Origin of the sequence: Dokdonia sp. R78006 (genome assembly GCF_042466145.1) — a bacterium.
Classification (GTDB): Bacteria; Bacteroidota; Bacteroidia; order Flavobacteriales; family Flavobacteriaceae; genus Dokdonia.
In genome coordinates this window covers 1,128,984-1,146,419 of the sequence record NZ_JAXHBU010000001.1, presented here as the reverse complement: position 1 = coordinate 1,146,419, position 17,436 = coordinate 1,128,984, and the positions used below count along the sequence as shown (strand labels likewise).

The following is a 17,436-nucleotide window of genomic DNA, read 5'->3' as shown; positions in this document are numbered from 1 at the left end:
CCCTAAGACTCTAATCTTTAATCTTCTAGGGGAAAAAGATGATTAAAAAGCTAATGTAGTAAAATCAATTAATAAACTTACGTTATTGAGTTTCAATTTCTCGTTGAAAAGCATAAAAAGTGCGTTTTGAAGCTATTTCTTCTGCCTTTTTCTTACTTGTAGCACGAGCTTTTGCAACAACCTTACCATCTATAAAAAGTTTTACCCCAAAATGCTTTACAGTGTCTTGACCAGTATCTTCAAAAGTTTCAAATTTAAATATGCGCTTTTCCTTCTGGCACCATTCTATTAATACACTCTTGTAACTAATGATACGGCCCTCAAGCTTCTCTATATCTACATAGGGCTCTATAACACGCTTAGCTATAAACTTCTCGCAATATTTATAACCTCGATCAAGGTATATAGCGCCTACTAAAGCTTCAAAAAGATTACCATGAATATTAACCCCAAAATTATCTAGGGGAATACTTGCTCTTACATATCTCACAAGATTGAGATCTCTGCCTAGCTCATTGAGATGCTTGCGGCTTACCACCTTAGATCTCATCTTAGTTAAATATCCTTCATTACCACCTTGTACGGCATTAAAGAGATGTGCTGCAATAACAGACCCGAGCATTGCGTCTCCTAAAAACTCTAATCGCTCATAATTAAGAGGATTACCATCTGCTTTTTTAAGACCTAGAGAACGATGGGTAAAAGCTTTCTCATAGTACTTTATCTCTTTCGGTTTAAAGCCTATGATGGCATGCATTCGCATAAAAAAACTCCCGTCCTTTTCAGCACGAGAGTTAAATATTTTTTTAAATGCGCTCATTATAATCTAAGCGTCAAGTTTTTTAAATAATACGCAAGCATTGTGACCTCCAAAACCGAAAGTGTTACTCATTGCTACGTTTACTTCTCTCTTTTGTGCTTTATTAAGCGTTAAATTAAAAGAGGGGTCTATATTTTCATCTACTGTAGTATGATTGATTGTAGGAGGAACAAGACTATGTTGCATCGCAAGGATAGCAGCAATAGACTCTATAGCCCCAGCAGCACCCAGAAGGTGTCCAGTCATAGACTTAGTAGAATTAATATTTATTTCTTTTGCATGATCACCAAATACTTTTTTGATAGCCTTAAGCTCTGCTACATCACCTAGTGGAGTAGATGTACCGTGTGTATTAATATGATCTACATCTTCAGGTGTTAGACCTGCGTCACGTAAACAGTTAAGCATTACTCGCTCTACACCTATACCGTCTGGATGAGGTGCTGTCATGTGATAAGCATCACTAGACATACCGCCACCTAGAACCTCAGCATAAATTTTGGCACCACGTGCCTTAGCGTGTTCATACTCTTCTAAGATTAATGCACCACTACCTTCTCCTAATACAAAACCATCTCTGGTTGCGTCAAAGGGTCTTGAAGCCGTTTCAAAATCATCATTTCTAGTTGACAACGCATGCATTGCATTAAAACCACCCATACCAGCCTGCGTTACCGCAGCCTCAGATCCTCCTGTAACAATAATATCACATTGCCCTAAACGTAAATAGTTAAAGGCATCTATCATTGCATTTGCAGAAGAAGCACAAGCAGAAACCGTCGTATAGTTAGGTCCCATAAAGCCATGCTTGATAGAGATATTACCAGGGGCAATATCTGCAATCATCTTAGGTATAAAGAAAGGATTAAATCTAGGGGTGCCATCTCCAGCACCAAAGTTGAGGACTTCATTCTGGAAAGTCTCCAGACCACCTATACCGGCTCCCCAAATAACCCCAACCCTAAATTTATCAACAGAGTCAAGATCAATGCCCGCATCACTGATAGCTTCATCTGAAGCTACCAGTGCATACTGAGCAAATCTATCGAGCTTTCGAGCTTCTTTCCTATCAAAGAAGTCGAGAGCGTCAAAGTTTTTAAGTTCACAAGCAAACTTCGTTTTAAACTTTTCTGCATCAAAATAGGTGATGGGCGCGCACCCGCTTTTCCCTGTAGAAAGTCCTTCCCAGTATTCCTGAATATTATTTCCTATCGGGGTAAGTGCACCAAGTCCGGTAACTACTACTCGCTTTAACTCCATAAATAAAGACTTATTTTGCCTCTTCTATATAAGATACTGCTTGACCTACTGTCGCAATATTTTCTGCTTGATCGTCTGGAATTTGGATATCAAATTCTTTTTCAAACTCCATAATGAGTTCCACTGTGTCTAGTGAATCAGCGCCTAGGTCGTTTGTGAAGCTCGCTTCCGTTACAACTTCGTTTTCGTCTACTCCTAATTTGTCTACGATAATCGCTTTTACTCTTGATGCAATGTCTGACATAATTTTCTAATTTAAATTTTTATTTAAGTCGCAAAAATAACAAACTTTACCGTTAAACAAGTTTGCAACTCAAAAATGTGAAGGTAATTTACGGAAATATAAAATAAGTTCCTTTCCATAACCTTCAAATAGTTACTAATATTTCTTTATTTCGCACCCACAACAGCAACAAGAAAAATGAAACGAATTGTGATTTTTGCCTCGGGTAACGGTACAAATGCCCAGCGTATTATAGAGTTTTTCCAGGATCGTACGGATGCACAAGTCGTGCAAGTTCTTAGTAACAACCCTCGTGCCAAAGTACTACAAAGGGCCTCAGCCCTTGATGTTGCTGCGTTTAGTTTTAACAGAAAAGCTTTCTATAAAAGTGATGATGTACTCCATCTTCTTAAAGCTGCACGACCAGATGTCATCATTTTGGCAGGTTTTTTATGGCTATTTCCAGAAAAAATAATTTCGGCGTTTCCAGATAAGGTTATAAATATACATCCAGCATTGCTCCCAGATTTTGGAGGAAAAGGGATGTACGGCATGAATGTGCATGAGGCTGTTTACGCTTTCGCGAAAGCGCAACACGATAAAAACCCTTCTCAAAAAATATATACAGGCATCACCATACATAAAGTAACGCCAGAATATGACAAAGGAGATTTCTTATTTCAAGCCAAAGTTGAAGTAACCCAAGAAGACACTCCAGAAGCAATTGCCGAAAAAATACACCAACTAGAACACGCTCATTTTCCAGAGGTGATTGCGGAATTTTTGAAATGAAGAATAAAGTAGCCAAGCTTTATGTTTATCAACTTGCATTTAGTTTTATCGCAGTAGTTGTAATCACTAATACGCGTACTTTATTAGTAGATGTGGATACGTATTCTGGGGCAAGGATTGGGCTGATGTCCCTAGTATATGCATTCTTATTTACATTACTAAATGCTTTTCTCAATGCATTTAATTTTTTCTATACCAACGACAAGCGACCTCAGTATGCATTTTTAATACCTGCCGCTCTTTGGATTATTATTTTGCTTTACGTTTTACACCAAAAATCGTTTGCAAATTCTAAATTTTGGAGTCGTAATTTGGATCTTATTATTTGGGTTCTGCCTATTCTCTATAATCTTTCCGCACGATATTTTCTCAAAAAAACCAAAATCGTCTAACTATTTTACTTTTACCCTTGATTTTATATTGGTATCCGAGGACCCAGATAGACGGATTAGTATCTTCAATTTCAAAGCAAATCATCAATTTCGTTTACTTTTGATTCTACACAACGCTTTCGGGATGAATTTCCCGCCTTCGCAGGAATGATATTAAACTATGGCAAAAACAAAAAAATTCTATGTAGTCTGGGAAGGTAAAAAACCTGGAATCTATGAGTCTTGGAAGGAATGCAAGAAGATGATAGATGGTTATGCCGGCGCAAAATACAAGAGTTTTGAAACCTTTGCCAAAGCAAAAAACGCATATAATGGAGACTATAACGACTTTAAAGGCTCCTCAAAAAAGAAAAAAGTACTCACCGCCGAAGAAAAAGCCAAATATGGCTTCCCCAACCTCTACTCTATTGCTGTAGATGCCGCAAGTTCTGGTAATCCAGGCATCATGGAATATCGCGGGGTAGATACTCAAACGGTAAAACAACTCTTCCACCAAGGGCCTTTTAAGCAAGGAACTAACAACATAGGAGAGTTTCTCGCACTCGTGCATGGGCTTGCTTATTTAAAGAAGATAGGTAGTGATCGTCTTATATATAGTGACTCCCGTATAGCAATAGGCTGGGTAAAAAAGAAACATTGCAAGACCAACCTCAAGCAAAGCCCAAAAAATAAAGATGTATTTGAACTGATAGCGCGCGCAGAGCAGTGGCTCAAAACAAACACCTACATCACTACGATTGTGAAGTGGGAAACCAAAGCCTGGGGCGAAATCCCAGCAGATTTTGGGAGGAAATAAGTGTCAGTATGAAAAGAGAAAAAAAGAGAATTTACACAATAGCAATTTCGGCTTTCCTTACAATGCTTGTCATCAAAAACTGGGATGCTATAAAAAGTTTTATTGCTAATTTATTTACGTAGTTGAAATTACATTTTTTCGCGAAAGCGGTCTCCTTAAAATTGAGTTGTCAAACATTCAAAACCGTATATTTGCACAAAAATTATAGATGAGTAAATTGGTTATTGTTGGTTCTTGTGCATTTGATGCAATAGAGACACCTTTTGGAAAAACAGATAAAATTATTGGAGGAGCTTCTCCTTATATAGGACTTGCTGCGGCACAGTTTGATAATGTTGATCCAGCCATTGTTGCCGTTGTAGGTGATGACTTCCCTCAAGAATATCTTGATTTTCTTGCAGAGAGAGGAATTAACACAGACGGAATAGAAGTAGTAAAAGGTGGTAAAACATTTTTCTGGAGTGGTAAGTATCACAATGATATGAACTCTAGAGATACACTAGCTACAGAACTTAATGTACTAGCAGATTTTTCTCCTAAGGTTCCTGCATCACATAAGGAAGCACCTATTGTAATGCTAGGTAACTTACAACCACAAGTACAGCTTAGTGTTATTGAGCAAATGGAAGTAAAGCCTAAGCTTGTAATACTAGACACGATGAATTTCTGGATGGATATCGCACTTGATGAGCTTAAGACTACGCTCAAAAAAGTAGATGTTATCACTATAAATGATGAAGAAGCTCGCCAGTTAAGTGGAGAGTACTCACTTGTAACTGCTGCAAAGAAAATCCACGAGATGGGACCTAAGTATGTAGTTATAAAGAAAGGAGAACATGGAGCTCTTATTTTTGAGGGAGACAATATGTTTTTTGCCCCTGCATTACCACTTGCAGATGTTTTTGATCCTACGGGAGCTGGAGACACCTTTGCTGGAGGATTTGCTGGCTATATAGCTCAAGCAGGAGACACTTCTTTTGAAACTATGAAGACGGCTCTTATTTATGGCTCTTGCCTTGCCTCCTTTACGGTAGAAAAATTTGGAACAGAGCGTTTACAATCTGTGACGCCAGAAGAAATAAAAGAGAGACTGCATCAGTTTAAAAAACTTGTGCAATTTGACATAAACATAAACAACTAAACCCTGCGCTCCATTTTTGGAGCGCTTTTGTTTTTACAAGCTATGAGTGACGCTATCAAGCATGAATGTGGTATTGCAGTTATAAGACTAAAAAAACCACTTGAATTTTACAAAGAGAAATACGGTACTGCTTTTTACGGGGTAAACAAGATGTACTTAATGATGGAAAAGCAGCACAATCGTGGTCAGGATGGTGCAGGTTTTGCTAGTATAAAACTAGATGTCGCTCCAGGACAACGCTACATATCTAGACAGCGATCTACAGCACAACAACCTATACAAGATATTTTTGCAGAAATTAATGGTCGTATAAACGAGCTTATGACTGCAAATCCTGATAAGAAGGATGATGTAGCCTGGCAGAAGAGTAATGTCCCTTACATAGGAGAGTTGTTACTAGGTCACGTACGTTATGGAACCTTCGGAAAAAACAGCGTTGAGAGTGTACACCCATTTTTGCGTCAAAATAACTGGATGCACCGTAACCTTATCGTTGCAGGTAACTTTAATATGACTAATGTAAATCAGCTTTTTGACAAGTTGGTTTCTTTAGGGCAGCATCCAAAAGAGCAGGCAGACACCATTACAGTAATGGAAAAGATAGGCCATTTTCTGGATGATGAAGTTGGAAAACTTTACAAGAAATTAAAAAAGGAAGGATTTAATAAACAACAAGCCTCTCCTCAAATAGCAGAAAGACTTAAAGTAGGCAAAATACTTAGAAGAGCTTCAAAAGATTGGGATGGTGGTTATGCAATGGCTGGACTTTTAGGTCATGGTGATGCTTTTGTTTTGAGAGATCCTGCGGGAATAAGACCTGCATATTATTTTGAAAACGATGAAGTAGCTGTAGTAGCTAGTGAGCGTCCTGTGATACAGACAGCGTTTAACGTGCCTTTTGATGAAGTAAAGGAATTAGATCCAGGGGCTGCAGTAATCATTAAAAAGAATGGCACACTTACCATACAGCAAATCATAGAGCCATTAGAACGTAAGGCATGTTCTTTTGAGCGCATTTACTTCTCTAGAGGTTCTGATGCAGAAATCTATAAGGAGCGCAAGATGCTTGGACGTTTATTAATGCCTCGAGTACTTGAAAGCATTAATCACGACACCAAGAACTCTGTGTTCTCCTTTATTCCTAATACCGCCGAGACCTCTTTTTACGGTCTTGTAGAGGCTGCACAAGACGAACTTAACAAGCAAAAAGGACAAAAGATTCTTGCTGCCAAGGGAAATCTAAATGAAAGCGAACTAACAGAGATTCTCTCACAGCGTTTACGCACAGAAAAGATTGCCATAAAAGATGCTAAGCTTCGTACATTTATTACAGAAGATAGTAGTCGTGACGACCTAGTAGCGCACGTTTATGACGTTACCTACGGTGTTATTAAGCCAGAAGACAAACTCGTAATTATAGACGATAGCATTGTGCGCGGTACAACGCTTAAGAAGAGCATTATCAAAATGATGGCACGCTTAAACCCTGCCAAAATTATTGTTGTGTCCAGTGCTCCTCAAATACGATACCCAGATTGCTATGGTATTGACATGGCGCGACTAGAAGATTTTATAGCTTTTAGAGCCGCGATTGCTTTACTCAAAGAAAATGGCAAAGAAAGTCTTATACAAGAGGTATATGAGAAGTGTAAGGCACAAGTAGATCTAGATGACAAGGAAGTAAAGAATCATGTTAAGGATATATATGCTCCTTTTGAACAGAGAGAAGTTTCTAAAAAGATTGCAGAATTACTTACGGATAGCTCGGTAAAAACAGAAGTAGATATCATCTATCAAACTGTAGAAAACTTGCATAAAGCGTGTCCTGATAATCTTGGAGATTGGTACTTTACAGGAGACTATCCTACAGCTGGAGGTAACCGCGTTGTAAACAAAGCATTCATTAATTATGTAGAAGGAAATAAAGAAAGAGCCTACTAAAAAATATGCATTTGGTCTTAAAGATATCACAATTTAAAAATTATTTGTGTATTTCGTCTAAAATTTATGCCTTTGGTCTAAAACATACTGCTACTGACCAAAACCCTCTTATATTAGCATTGCCATAGCATAAGTAGGTTAAGTTCATGGTAGATTTGGGGCAAAAAAAGGTGGATCTTTCCACCTTTTTTTATGCCCAATTTTTAAAGTTTTAAGACCTCAACATTAAACTTCAAATACAATCTTTAAAGTAATTCAGTTTTGATTGAAAAATCATCCTTTCTAGACTACTAAATATATCTAATTGGTAATGAGCTATAATTACCAAATATAGTATTCAAAACCACCTTTAGAATCAAACCACATCAGTCTATATTTTTATTTTAAACGTCCGATTTTATGTAAGTAAAAAAGTTGAGATAGAATTTACGCAAGAAATTAGAGAAAGAATTTACCTACATTTTCTTGTATAAAAAAAGCCCACAATAAAAGTGGGCTTTAAGAATTAATATAAGAGTTATTTCTTATTTGTTCTGCGCATATAATGCAGACACTTTTTCCCAGTTAATCACATTAAAAAATGCGTTTACATAATCTGGACGTCTGTTTTGATAGTTTAGGTAGTATGCATGCTCCCATACATCAAGTCCTAAGATAGGAAAACCTCCACACCCTACTTTAGGCATTAGTGGGTTATCTTGATTAGGAGTTGAGCATACCTCAACTTTTCCACCTTCGTGTACACAAAGCCAAGCCCATCCTGAACCAAACTGTCCTCCAGCTGCAGATGAAAATTTATCTTTAAAAGACTCAAAGTTTCCGTAAGCAGCGTTTATTGCCTCGGCAAGTTCTCCCGTAGGTTCTCCTCCACCATCTGGTGACATTACTTCCCAAAAAAGTCTGTGGTTGTAAAAACCTCCACCGTTGTTACGCACAGCAGTGTTAGACATATCTAGGTTGATAAGTATATTTTCTATTGTTTTTCCGTTAAGGTCAGTTCCTTCGATAGCAGCATTAAGCTTTGAAGTATAACCCGCATGATGCTTCCCGTGGTGTATCTCCATTGTTTTAGCATCAATATTAGGCTCTAGTGCATCTTTAGCGTATGGTAATTCTGGTAACGTAAATGACATTTCTTTTTCGTTTTTGGTTAAACTTCTTTTCAAATTTTAACAAAGTTACATAAAGTAAGCTACTCTTTATGTTATAGATTTCTTATAAAAGTTAGCTTTTGCTTTCGCGAAAGCAAAAAAACATCTCTTTCAACTGTGAAACAGTTACAAGGTAATAAACTTACCACCTCTGCTATATTTTCTATTAGTCTCTTAGTGCGAATTAAATATTACTAAGATAATGACAATACTATCCCTTTTAAGTCGCTTTTGCTATCTTAGTACTATGACCGAAACTAATACGTTTATCGTACTTAATGCTTCTGCGGGATCTGGAAAAACATACAGCCTCGTAAAGCAATATATCACAACGCTTCTCAAGAGTAATGATGCCAATAAGTTTAGACATCTTCTTGCTATTACTTTTACAAATAAGGCGGTAGCAGAAATGAAAAATCGTGTGCTAGACACGCTCAAAAACTTAGGTCATTATGAGCCTGGCACTAAAAAACCAGACATGCTAGACGACTTAGTTTCATCTAGTGCATTGCCTGAGGAGGTAGTCATAAAAAAGGCTAAAGAAATACTCAATCGCATACTACATAACTATGCTGCCTTTGACATTGTAACGATAGATACTCTTACCCATAGAATCATACGCACTTTTGCAAAAGACCTAAATATCTCTGGCAGTTTTGAGGTTTCATTAGATCAAAAAACACTCAATGCCCAAGCAGTAGATGCCCTTATTGCAAAGGTGGGCATAGATGATGAGATTACTAAAGTCCTAATAAATTTTGCTTTAGAAAAAGCAGATGATGATAAGAGCTGGGACATTGCCCGTGATTTGCTAGAAATAGCAAACTTACTGCATAATGAAAACGACCTCAAAGCGCTGGAGCTAATTAAAGATAAGTCTCTTGCAGATTTTGACACATTAACCAGCTATTTACATAATCAAATTAAGTCACTTGTATCAGCACAAAAACAGCTAGGAGAAGATCTCATAGCATTGATTCATGAACTCGGGTTAGATCAAAAAAGTTTTGCGAGCGGATATTTTTATAAATTCATGCTCCAAGTTGCAAATGGTGTACAAGGACTTGCGTATACAGGATCGGCATATAAAGATAATATTACGTCTTACACCTTTTATACAAAGACTCAAAAAGACCATATCAAAGCTACTATTGATGGGCATAGAGATCATTTTATAGCAACGTTTTTGAAGCTTAGGGAACTTGCTTCTAAGCAAAGTATGTTACAATCTTTTAGATCTAAGATTATACCGCTCTCTGTATTACATTTAATTAAGAAAGAGCTAGAACTTATAAAGGAAGATGAAAATGTGTTACTCATCTCAGATTTTAATGCACTTATTGCTCAGTCGCTTAAAGATCAACCAGCCGCTTTTTTATATGAAAGACTTGGCGAGCGGTATACAAACTACTTTATAGACGAGTTTCAAGATACTTCGGTAATGCAATGGGACAATTTAATACCGCTTATAGATAACACCATAAGTAGCCAGGCAGAAGATACTGTTGCAAATTCATTATTACTCGTAGGAGATCCTAAACAAGCAATCTATAGATGGAGAGGAGGAGAAGCAGAGCAATTTATAGCGTTGAGTAATCAAACAAACCCCTTTTCTACTCCAGCAACCATAGACCGTCTAGAGACTAACTATAGAAGTAGCGCCGAAATTATAAACTTTAATAATCAGTTTTTTACACATCTCGCAACTCACTTTGATAACGAACTATATCGAGAAATTTATTATAAAGACAACTCACAACAAACTAATAGTAACACAAAGGGCTTTGTATCTCTTGAGTTTTTAGAATATGAAAATAAAGAAGAAGCGAATGAGATATATCCTGCGCGCATTATTGAAATTATAAATGAAGCTACTAGCCAAGGCTACTTGCATAGTGACATTTGTATACTTACGAGAAATAATATAGATGGCTCATTAATAGCAACTGCCCTTCAAGAGGCAAATGTAGAAGTAGTGTCTTCTGAGAGCTTGCTTATCTCAAACTCTAGCACAGTACAGTTTATTCATGCATTTGCAACAATGCTCTCCTACCCTAGTCAAATAGAAAATAGACTGCCTGTACTCTACTTCCTGTCAACTTATTATAATGTAGAAGACACACACACATTTTATAGTACCAATACCTCGTGCACATTTTTAGAGTTTATTGAGCATTTACAGCAATTTGATGTTTTTGTGCACATTGACTATATGCAAACGTTGCCGCTTTATGAATATCTAGAGTCAATAATTAGATCCTTTAATCTCACTGCAATTTCTGATGCTTACGTAGTGGCTTATCTTGATCTTGCTTATAGTTACTCACAGAGTAAAAGTGGTGGCATTCTTGGATTTATAGACTATTGGGAAGAAAAAAAGGAGAAGTCTAGTATTGTTGCTCCAGAGCAAGATAGCGCTGTACAGACCATGACCATTCATAAATCTAAAGGATTAGAGTTTCCTATTGTCATCTACCCTTATGCAAGTTCAGATTTATATAGAGTGCGAGGAGAACATCAATGGTATCCTATAGACGAACCAGCATTTGGAGGATTTAAAACGTTGATGGTTCCCCATAATAGTGGTCTTAAAGATTTTGGGGAAGCTGGCACATCGCTATATGAGACGAGAAATAATGAACAGCAATTTGACACCATTAATGTATTGTACGTAGCACTCACAAGAGCCGCCCAACGATTATATGTGTTGTCACGCTTTCGCGAAAGCAAAGAAAAAATAAATACCTACAGCGATTTGTTTATAGATTATCTTAAAACGAATAATCTATGGAATGAAGATCAACGCACCTATACTTTTGGACGCGAGACACCTGCAAAAAAAGAAGACAACAAGGCAGATTATACCTCATTTGTTCCTTCAATTATCTCTACCTCAAAAGAAGAATTAGGTATTCAGATCATCACTCAAGCCACCTTTTTATGGGATGAGCAAAAACAAAATGCTATTACCTATGGAAACCTCATTCATGAGCTAATGGCTCAGATTAATAGTTATACAGACGTCCAGCATGTACTAGAAGATGCCGTAAAGCAAGGTATTATCCCAGAGGAAGGATATGAAACCATTAATAATCTTCTTCACAACATTACGAGCAATCACCAACTAACCGATTATTATCAAGATCAAAATACGGTTTACAACGAGCGAATGATTTTATCTAGTGACGGCTCATTTTACATACCTGATAGAGTTGTTGTATTGTCTAATGGTGATACCACCATTATAGATTATAAAACCGGAATGCATAATCCATCACACAGTAAACAAATCACTATGTATGGAGCACTTTATGAAGAAATGGGCTTTAAAGTAGCTAATAAATTTCTAGTATATATAGACGCCACTGTAGATGTGATATCTGTTTAATACCTTTGTAAAAAATCAAACACATGTACGGTAATATTCAACAATATTTACAAAAAGAACTTGCTGAAATTAAAGAGGCAGGACTATATAAGAAAGAACGCATCATTACATCTGCACAAGATGCTGTGATTACTATTTCTACAGGAGAAAAGGTGATTAACTTTTGTGCAAATAATTACTTAGGGCTTTCTTCACATCCAGAGGTAATACAAGCAGCCAAAGACACTATGGATACGCATGGTTTTGGTATGAGTTCTGTGCGCTTTATTTGCGGTACTCAAGATATTCACAAAGAACTAGAACATCGTATTGCTAAGTTTTATGGTACAGAAGATACCATTTTATACGCTGCAGCATTTGATGCAAATGGTGGAGTTTTTGAGCCACTACTAGGAGCAGAAGATGCTATAATCTCTGACTCGCTTAATCACGCGTCTATTATAGATGGCGTTAGATTGTGTAAAGCCGCAAGATATCGCTATGCAAATAATGATATGGCAGATCTAGAAGAGCAACTTAAAAAAGCAAATGAAAATGGCGCTCGTCATAAAATCATTGTAACAGATGGTGTATTCTCTATGGACGGACTTGTAGCCCCATTAGATAAAATTTGTGATCTAGCTGATAAGTATGATGCACTAGTAATGATAGATGAATGTCACGCCACTGGATTTATAGGTGATCGTGGCATAGGTACTCTTGAAGAAAAAGGTGTGTTAGGGAGAGTAGATATTATCACTGGAACATTAGGAAAAGCACTAGGAGGTGCAATGGGTGGATATACTACAGCAAAGAAAGAAGTTATAGAGATACTGCGCCAGCGTAGTCGTCCTTATTTATTTTCAAACTCCCTTGCCCCGGCAATTGTAGGTGCTTCTATCAAGGTCTTTGACATGCTAGAAAAAGACACCTCGCTTAGAGATAAGCTTGCCCACAATACTGCATATTTCAAAAAAGGGATGAAAGACGCTGGATTTGATATTATAGATGGAGAATCGGCTATTGTACCTGTTATGCTTTATGACGCGCAGCTTTCTCAAAATATGGCTGATGCATTATTAGAAGAAGGAATTTATGTAATAGGGTTCTTCTTCCCAGTTGTTCCTAAGGGAAAAGCTAGGATCAGAGTGCAATTAAGCGCTGCTCATACCATAGAACATTTAGATACGGCTATCAATGCATTTATTAAGGTTGGAAAAGCATTAAAAGTTGTTTAATGTTACCTCAACCCTTGTAAATAAGGGGTATTAGGAAAATTTTAGTACATTTACCTTTGTTGATTAATTTTAACAACTTACTTTTGACATCAATTAACACTTAAATTTAAGACTAAACAATGAAACATCTTAGCAGATTTTTAGTTGCAGCACTTATGATTCTTGCTATAGGATCATCAGTAAATGCACAAGACGCAAACAACCCTTGGGCTTTCTCTATCGGAGCTAACGCTATCGATACGTATCCAGTAGGAGACGCATTTGATGGAGTTCCTGGCGCAGGAGAAACAAGAGGGAATCTTTTTGAAGAATTTTATAATGTAGAAGATCACTGGAGCATTATTCCATCTGTTTCTTACATTAATGTATCTCGTTACTTAGGAGATGGATTCGTATTTGGCGTTTCTGGTTCTATTAACAGAATTGAAAAATTAGGTGATGCAAGACCTAGAAATGAACTACAGTATTACGGTGCTGATGGAGATTTCTCTTATAGTTTAAGAGATCTTATCAACGGTGAAGGTGGATGGTTTGATCCTAGCATTTCTGTAGGTGCTGGTTATACTTGGGTAGAAAGTACTCTTGATGGTGATCTTGATGGTTTCGGTACAGCAAATGCTGCTGCTGGTGTAAAAATATGGTTAGGAGAAAACATCAACGTTGGTGTTCAATCTAAATATAAGCATGCTTTTGAAGATGACGGTATTAAGCACTTCCAACACGTTGCTGCTATAGGTATTGTTTTCGGAGGAAAAGATACTGATGGTGATGGTATATATGACAAAGATGACGCTTGTCCAGAAGTAGCAGGTTTACCTGAATTTAACGGTTGTCCTGATTCTGACGGTGATGGTATCGAAGATTCTAAAGATGCTTGTCCTACTGTTGCTGGTTTAGCTGAGTTTGATGGTTGTCCTGATACTGACGGAGACGGAATCCCTGATCCTAAGGATGCTTGTCCTACTGTTGCTGGAATCGCTGCTTTAGGTGGTTGTCCTGATGCTGATGGAGACGGAATCAAAGATGCTGATGATGCTTGTCCTAATGAAGCTGGACCACGTTCAAACAACGGATGTCCTTTTGAAGATAAAGATGGTGACGGTGTACTTGACAAAGATGACGAATGTCCAGATGTTGCAGGAACTGTAGCAAATAACGGATGTCCTGAAGTATCTGTTGAAGTTCTTAACGAGCTAAACGTAGAAACTAAAAAAGTTCTTTTTGATTACAACAAAGCATCTATCAGATCTGAATCTTATGCAACTCTTGATAAAGTAGCATCAGTAATGATGGAATACCCAACAACTCGTTTCCTTATCGAAGGTCACACTGATGATAGAGGACGTGATGCTTATAACCTAAACCTTTCTGATCAGAGAGCAGCTTCAGTAAGAAGCTACTTAACAGGAAAAGGAATTCCAGCGTCTCGTTTAGAGTCTAAAGGATTTGGTGAAGCTAGACCAGTTGCTTCAAATAAAACTGCTGCAGGACGTCAAGAAAACAGACGTGTTGAGCTTTCTATTCTTGAGCAATAGAAAATAAGATTTTTATAATCTTAAAAATGCCTCGCAATTGCGAGGCATTTTTTATTTTAGACTATGCAAACTTTTATTGACGTAGTACTTGATAAAGAACAAGGTTCTGAAAACGAGAATATCATTTATATCCTTCCTAGCCGTCGTGCAGGAAATACACTTACAAAAAAAATAGCTTCACGAGCAATCACCACTTCGTTTGCTCCTAAGGTTTTTTCAATAGAAGAATTTATTAGTCATGTTACCGGTTTAAAATCTGCAAGTAATATTGACTTAATATTTATCCTATTTGAGAGTTATAAAGAAGTCGTAGCCAAGGAAAAGCTTGCCGATTTCCAGACGTTCTGTGGATGGGCTCAATCCATTTTGAGTGACTTCAACGAGATAGACAGATTTCTCTTAAATCAGTCAGAAGTATTTAATCATCTAAAGGATATTAAAGAACTCTCAGATCACTGGTCTTCCTCAAAGAATGAATTAGTACTCAACTATATTGATTTTTGGAATAGCTTATTTGACATCTATACGGTCTTTTGTTCAAAATCACTGGATAAAGGTGCAGTACATCAAGGTTATGTCTACAGACAAGCTGTAGAGACTATAGAACACTATATACATTCGTCATCTAATGTTAGACATGTGTTTATAGGATTCAACGCTTTAAATACTGCTGAACAACAACTCATTCAAGCTTTGCTTTCAGAAGGCAACGCAGAAATATACTGGGATACCGAAAAATCTTTTTTGAATAATCCTTTTCACGAGACTAACTCGTTTGTAAAAAACTATAAGTCTAAGTGGTCTTACTATAGCTCAAATCCTTTTAACTGGACCTTTGATAATTATAGTGCTCAAAAAAATATCGCTACATACGCATGCTCTCAAGATATTTTACAGGCTAAAACATTAGGAACAATCCTTTCTAAAATATCAAGTCAAGAGTTATCTAACACTGCTATTGTATTAGGAGAGGAATCTCTTCTATTACCAGTTCTTAATGCCTTACCTCGCTCTATACAAAAGGTGAATATTACTATGGGGTTACCATTGAGTAAGACACCCACAGCCTCCTTTTTTGACCAGCTCATTACCTTAAAAAAGAACCCTCATAAAAACGGTTATTATTTTAAAGATGTTTTAAATATTCTTCGCAATCCATTATCTGCTGAACTACTAGGGTCACAGACAGAGCATTTAGAACAAGAGATTATTACTAATAATCTTATATTTATTAGTGTTCTACAACTTGCTCAACTTAGTAGTGATAGCGCAGATCCTGTTTTTAATTTGCTATTTAAAACTTGGAATGAACACCCTAAAGATGCAGTGGCAAACTGTATACATATCATAGAAGCACTGAGAGCATTATTTGATACTGGTAACAACACACTACAACTAGAATACATTTATGGATTTTACGTAGCATTTAATAAGCTCAAGCAGCTTATGGATGCACAAGATCACATTAAAGATATACCAACGTTCATTCATTTTTATAGAGAAATATTATCATCAGAAACTATAGATTTGCGGGGTGATCCTGAGCAAGGTCTTCAGATTATGGGTGTATTAGAGTCTAGAGTACTAGATTATAAACATGTCATTATAACTTCTGTAAATGAGGGAATATTACCGTCTGGCAAAAGTCAGAATTCATATATCCCGTATGACTTAAAAAAGCTCTATAATTTACCCACCTACTCAGAGAAGGATGCGGTTTATGCATATCACTTCTATCATTTATTACACAGGGCTAACACTGTAGATTTATTATATACCACACATAGTACTGGTTTAGGAAGCAGCGAGAAGAGCAGGTTTATAAGACAAATAGAAGAGGAAGGTATACACAGTATAAAAAAACACGTCGTTACTCCATCTACAATAAAGATTGAAGAGCGATTACCTCATATTCCTAAGGACACAACAATTATTGATTCTCTTAAGAACTTATTTAAAAAAGGTATTTCGCCCTCTGCTCTCACGACTTACTTGAGAGATCCTATCGTGTTTTATGAGCGATATGTTCTCGGTATCAATTCAAGTAATGAAGTAGAAGAAACTGTGGCGGCAAATACCATGGGTACTATAGTTCATAATACACTAGAAGAATTATATAAACCACACGTAGGACAACAATTAACTGTTACTATCATTGAAGAATTACTTACAATGATAGAAGTTGAAGTTCGCAACCAGTTTAAACTTGTATATGGACTTAATCATATCAGTGAGGGCAAAAATAAGATTGTCTATGCAATAGTTACCCGTTATGTAGAGAATTACCTCAAAAGAGAAAAAGGACTCCTTAAAAAGGGTGATACCGTAACGATTATGTCTGTAGAAGATGATCTAAGAAACATACAGCTTACAGAAGATATATTTTTGAGAGGAAAAGTAGACTTAGTAGAACAACGCAATAACAATATCAACATCGTAGATTATAAAACCGGAAAAGTAGCGCAGAAGGATTTGAACCTCTCTGCATTTGATGATTTACTATTACCAGAAGGGAAGTTTGAAAAAGCTTTTCAGGTCTTGATGTATGCTTATATGCTTAACAAGAAAAAACCGCTTGATTTCCCAGTAAGCGTTGGTATCATATCTTTCAAAAATTTACAATCGGGGTATCTTCCATTTAGATATAATAAAAATGAGCAGGTCACAGAAGATACACTTTTGGAGTTTGAAGGAGTTTTAAAATCACTGATAGCAGAGATACTCAATCCAGAAATTCCTTTTACACAAAGGGAGATCTAAGGGTTGTTGTGCTTTCGCGA

Annotated in this window: 13 protein-coding genes; 9 read left to right on the top strand and 4 right to left on the bottom strand. The window is 36.8% G+C overall.

Going from position 1 to position 17,436, the window contains the following annotated elements; translation table 11 throughout:
• Positions 1-82: 82 nt before the first annotated feature.
• From rnc to SJY37_RS05200, 3 genes are read right to left on the bottom strand one after another with little or no spacing between them, the layout of a single operon-like run.
• Positions 83-820 carry a ribonuclease III gene (rnc, locus tag SJY37_RS05210; RefSeq protein ID WP_298323272.1) on the bottom strand — a complete coding sequence of 246 codons (738 nt, stop codon included), beginning with the start codon at positions 818-820 and terminating at the stop codon, positions 83-85.
• A gap of 6 nt (positions 821-826) precedes the next feature.
• The gene (fabF, locus tag SJY37_RS05205; protein WP_108877517.1) at positions 827-2,080 is read right to left on the bottom strand and encodes a beta-ketoacyl-ACP synthase II; all 1,254 of its coding nucleotides are present in this window, start codon (positions 2,078-2,080) and stop codon (positions 827-829) included.
• A 10-nt stretch (positions 2,081-2,090) separates the two neighbouring features.
• Positions 2,091-2,324, bottom strand: coding sequence for an acyl carrier protein (locus SJY37_RS05200; RefSeq protein ID WP_013750595.1), 234 nt, complete (start codon positions 2,322-2,324; stop codon positions 2,091-2,093).
• Positions 2,325-2,501: 177 nt separating this feature from the next.
• On the opposite strand from SJY37_RS05200, the gene SJY37_RS05195 reads away from it, so the two are divergent.
• The 5 genes from SJY37_RS05195 (at position 2,502) to SJY37_RS05175 (ending at position 7,365) form a co-directional block, all read left to right on the top strand.
• Positions 2,502-3,095 (top strand): phosphoribosylglycinamide formyltransferase, encoded by a 594-nt coding sequence (locus SJY37_RS05195; RefSeq protein WP_298323276.1) that lies wholly within the window; start codon positions 2,502-2,504, stop codon positions 3,093-3,095.
• Entirely contained in the window at positions 3,092-3,487 is a 396-nt protein-coding gene (locus SJY37_RS05190; RefSeq protein WP_298323278.1) for a hypothetical protein, read from the top strand. The genes SJY37_RS05195 and SJY37_RS05190 overlap by 4 nt, the downstream gene beginning before the upstream one ends.
• Before the next feature lie 160 nt (positions 3,488-3,647).
• Entirely contained in the window at positions 3,648-4,283 is a 636-nt protein-coding gene (locus tag SJY37_RS05185; protein WP_298323280.1) for a ribonuclease H family protein, read from the top strand.
• A 208-nt stretch (positions 4,284-4,491) separates the two neighbouring features.
• Positions 4,492-5,424 (top strand): PfkB family carbohydrate kinase, encoded by a 933-nt coding sequence (locus SJY37_RS05180; RefSeq protein ID WP_108877515.1) that lies wholly within the window; start codon positions 4,492-4,494, stop codon positions 5,422-5,424.
• A gap of 42 nt (positions 5,425-5,466) precedes the next feature.
• Entirely contained in the window at positions 5,467-7,365 is a 1,899-nt protein-coding gene (locus tag SJY37_RS05175) for an amidophosphoribosyltransferase (protein WP_298323286.1), read from the top strand.
• A gap of 524 nt (positions 7,366-7,889) precedes the next feature.
• On the opposite strand, the gene SJY37_RS05170 is transcribed toward SJY37_RS05175, so the two are convergent.
• Complete coding sequence (locus SJY37_RS05170; protein ID WP_108877514.1) at positions 7,890-8,498, bottom strand: superoxide dismutase; 609 nt, start codon at positions 8,496-8,498, stop codon at positions 7,890-7,892.
• A gap of 265 nt (positions 8,499-8,763) precedes the next feature.
• On the opposite strand from SJY37_RS05170, the gene SJY37_RS05165 reads away from it, so the two are divergent.
• The 4 genes from SJY37_RS05165 to SJY37_RS05150 all read left to right on the top strand — a co-directional run bounded on the left by SJY37_RS05165 (position 8,764) and on the right by SJY37_RS05150 (position 17,416).
• Complete coding sequence (locus tag SJY37_RS05165; protein WP_298323289.1) at positions 8,764-11,904, top strand: exodeoxyribonuclease V subunit beta; 3,141 nt, start codon at positions 8,764-8,766, stop codon at positions 11,902-11,904.
• A 23-nt stretch (positions 11,905-11,927) separates the two neighbouring features.
• The gene (gene kbl, locus SJY37_RS05160; protein ID WP_298323291.1) at positions 11,928-13,121 is read left to right on the top strand and encodes a glycine C-acetyltransferase; all 1,194 of its coding nucleotides are present in this window, start codon (positions 11,928-11,930) and stop codon (positions 13,119-13,121) included.
• Between the two features lie 119 nt (positions 13,122-13,240).
• Positions 13,241-14,656 (top strand): OmpA family protein, encoded by a 1,416-nt coding sequence (locus SJY37_RS05155; RefSeq protein WP_298323293.1) that lies wholly within the window; start codon positions 13,241-13,243, stop codon positions 14,654-14,656.
• A 63-nt stretch (positions 14,657-14,719) separates the two neighbouring features.
• Entirely contained in the window at positions 14,720-17,416 is a 2,697-nt protein-coding gene (locus tag SJY37_RS05150; protein ID WP_298323295.1) for a PD-(D/E)XK nuclease family protein, read from the top strand.
• Positions 17,417-17,436: the final 20 nt, after the last annotated feature.

Bases quoted from the DNA above. Each gene is read 5' to 3' on its own strand.
- kbl (WP_298323291.1), top strand. From the start codon at position 11,928: ATGTACGGTAATATTCAACAATATTTACAAAAAGAACTTGCTGAAATT.
- SJY37_RS05195 (WP_298323276.1), top strand. From the start codon at position 2,502: ATGAAACGAATTGTGATTTTTGCCTCGGGTAACGGTACAAATGCCCAG.
- SJY37_RS05155 (WP_298323293.1), top strand. From the start codon at position 13,241: ATGAAACATCTTAGCAGATTTTTAGTTGCAGCACTTATGATTCTTGCT.
- rnc (WP_298323272.1), bottom strand. From the start codon at position 820: ATGAGCGCATTTAAAAAAATATTTAACTCTCGTGCTGAAAAGGACGGG.
- SJY37_RS05190 (WP_298323278.1), top strand. From the start codon at position 3,092: ATGAAGAATAAAGTAGCCAAGCTTTATGTTTATCAACTTGCATTTAGT.
- SJY37_RS05175 (WP_298323286.1), top strand. From the start codon at position 5,467: ATGAGTGACGCTATCAAGCATGAATGTGGTATTGCAGTTATAAGACTA.
- SJY37_RS05170 (WP_108877514.1), bottom strand. From the start codon at position 8,498: ATGTCATTTACGTTACCAGAATTACCATACGCTAAAGATGCACTAGAG.
- SJY37_RS05185 (WP_298323280.1), top strand. From the start codon at position 3,648: ATGGCAAAAACAAAAAAATTCTATGTAGTCTGGGAAGGTAAAAAACCT.
- SJY37_RS05165 (WP_298323289.1), top strand. From the start codon at position 8,764: ATGACCGAAACTAATACGTTTATCGTACTTAATGCTTCTGCGGGATCT.
- fabF (WP_108877517.1), bottom strand. From the start codon at position 2,080: ATGGAGTTAAAGCGAGTAGTAGTTACCGGACTTGGTGCACTTACCCCG.
- SJY37_RS05180 (WP_108877515.1), top strand. From the start codon at position 4,492: ATGAGTAAATTGGTTATTGTTGGTTCTTGTGCATTTGATGCAATAGAG.
- SJY37_RS05200 (WP_013750595.1), bottom strand. From the start codon at position 2,324: ATGTCAGACATTGCATCAAGAGTAAAAGCGATTATCGTAGACAAATTA.
- SJY37_RS05150 (WP_298323295.1), top strand. From the start codon at position 14,720: ATGCAAACTTTTATTGACGTAGTACTTGATAAAGAACAAGGTTCTGAA.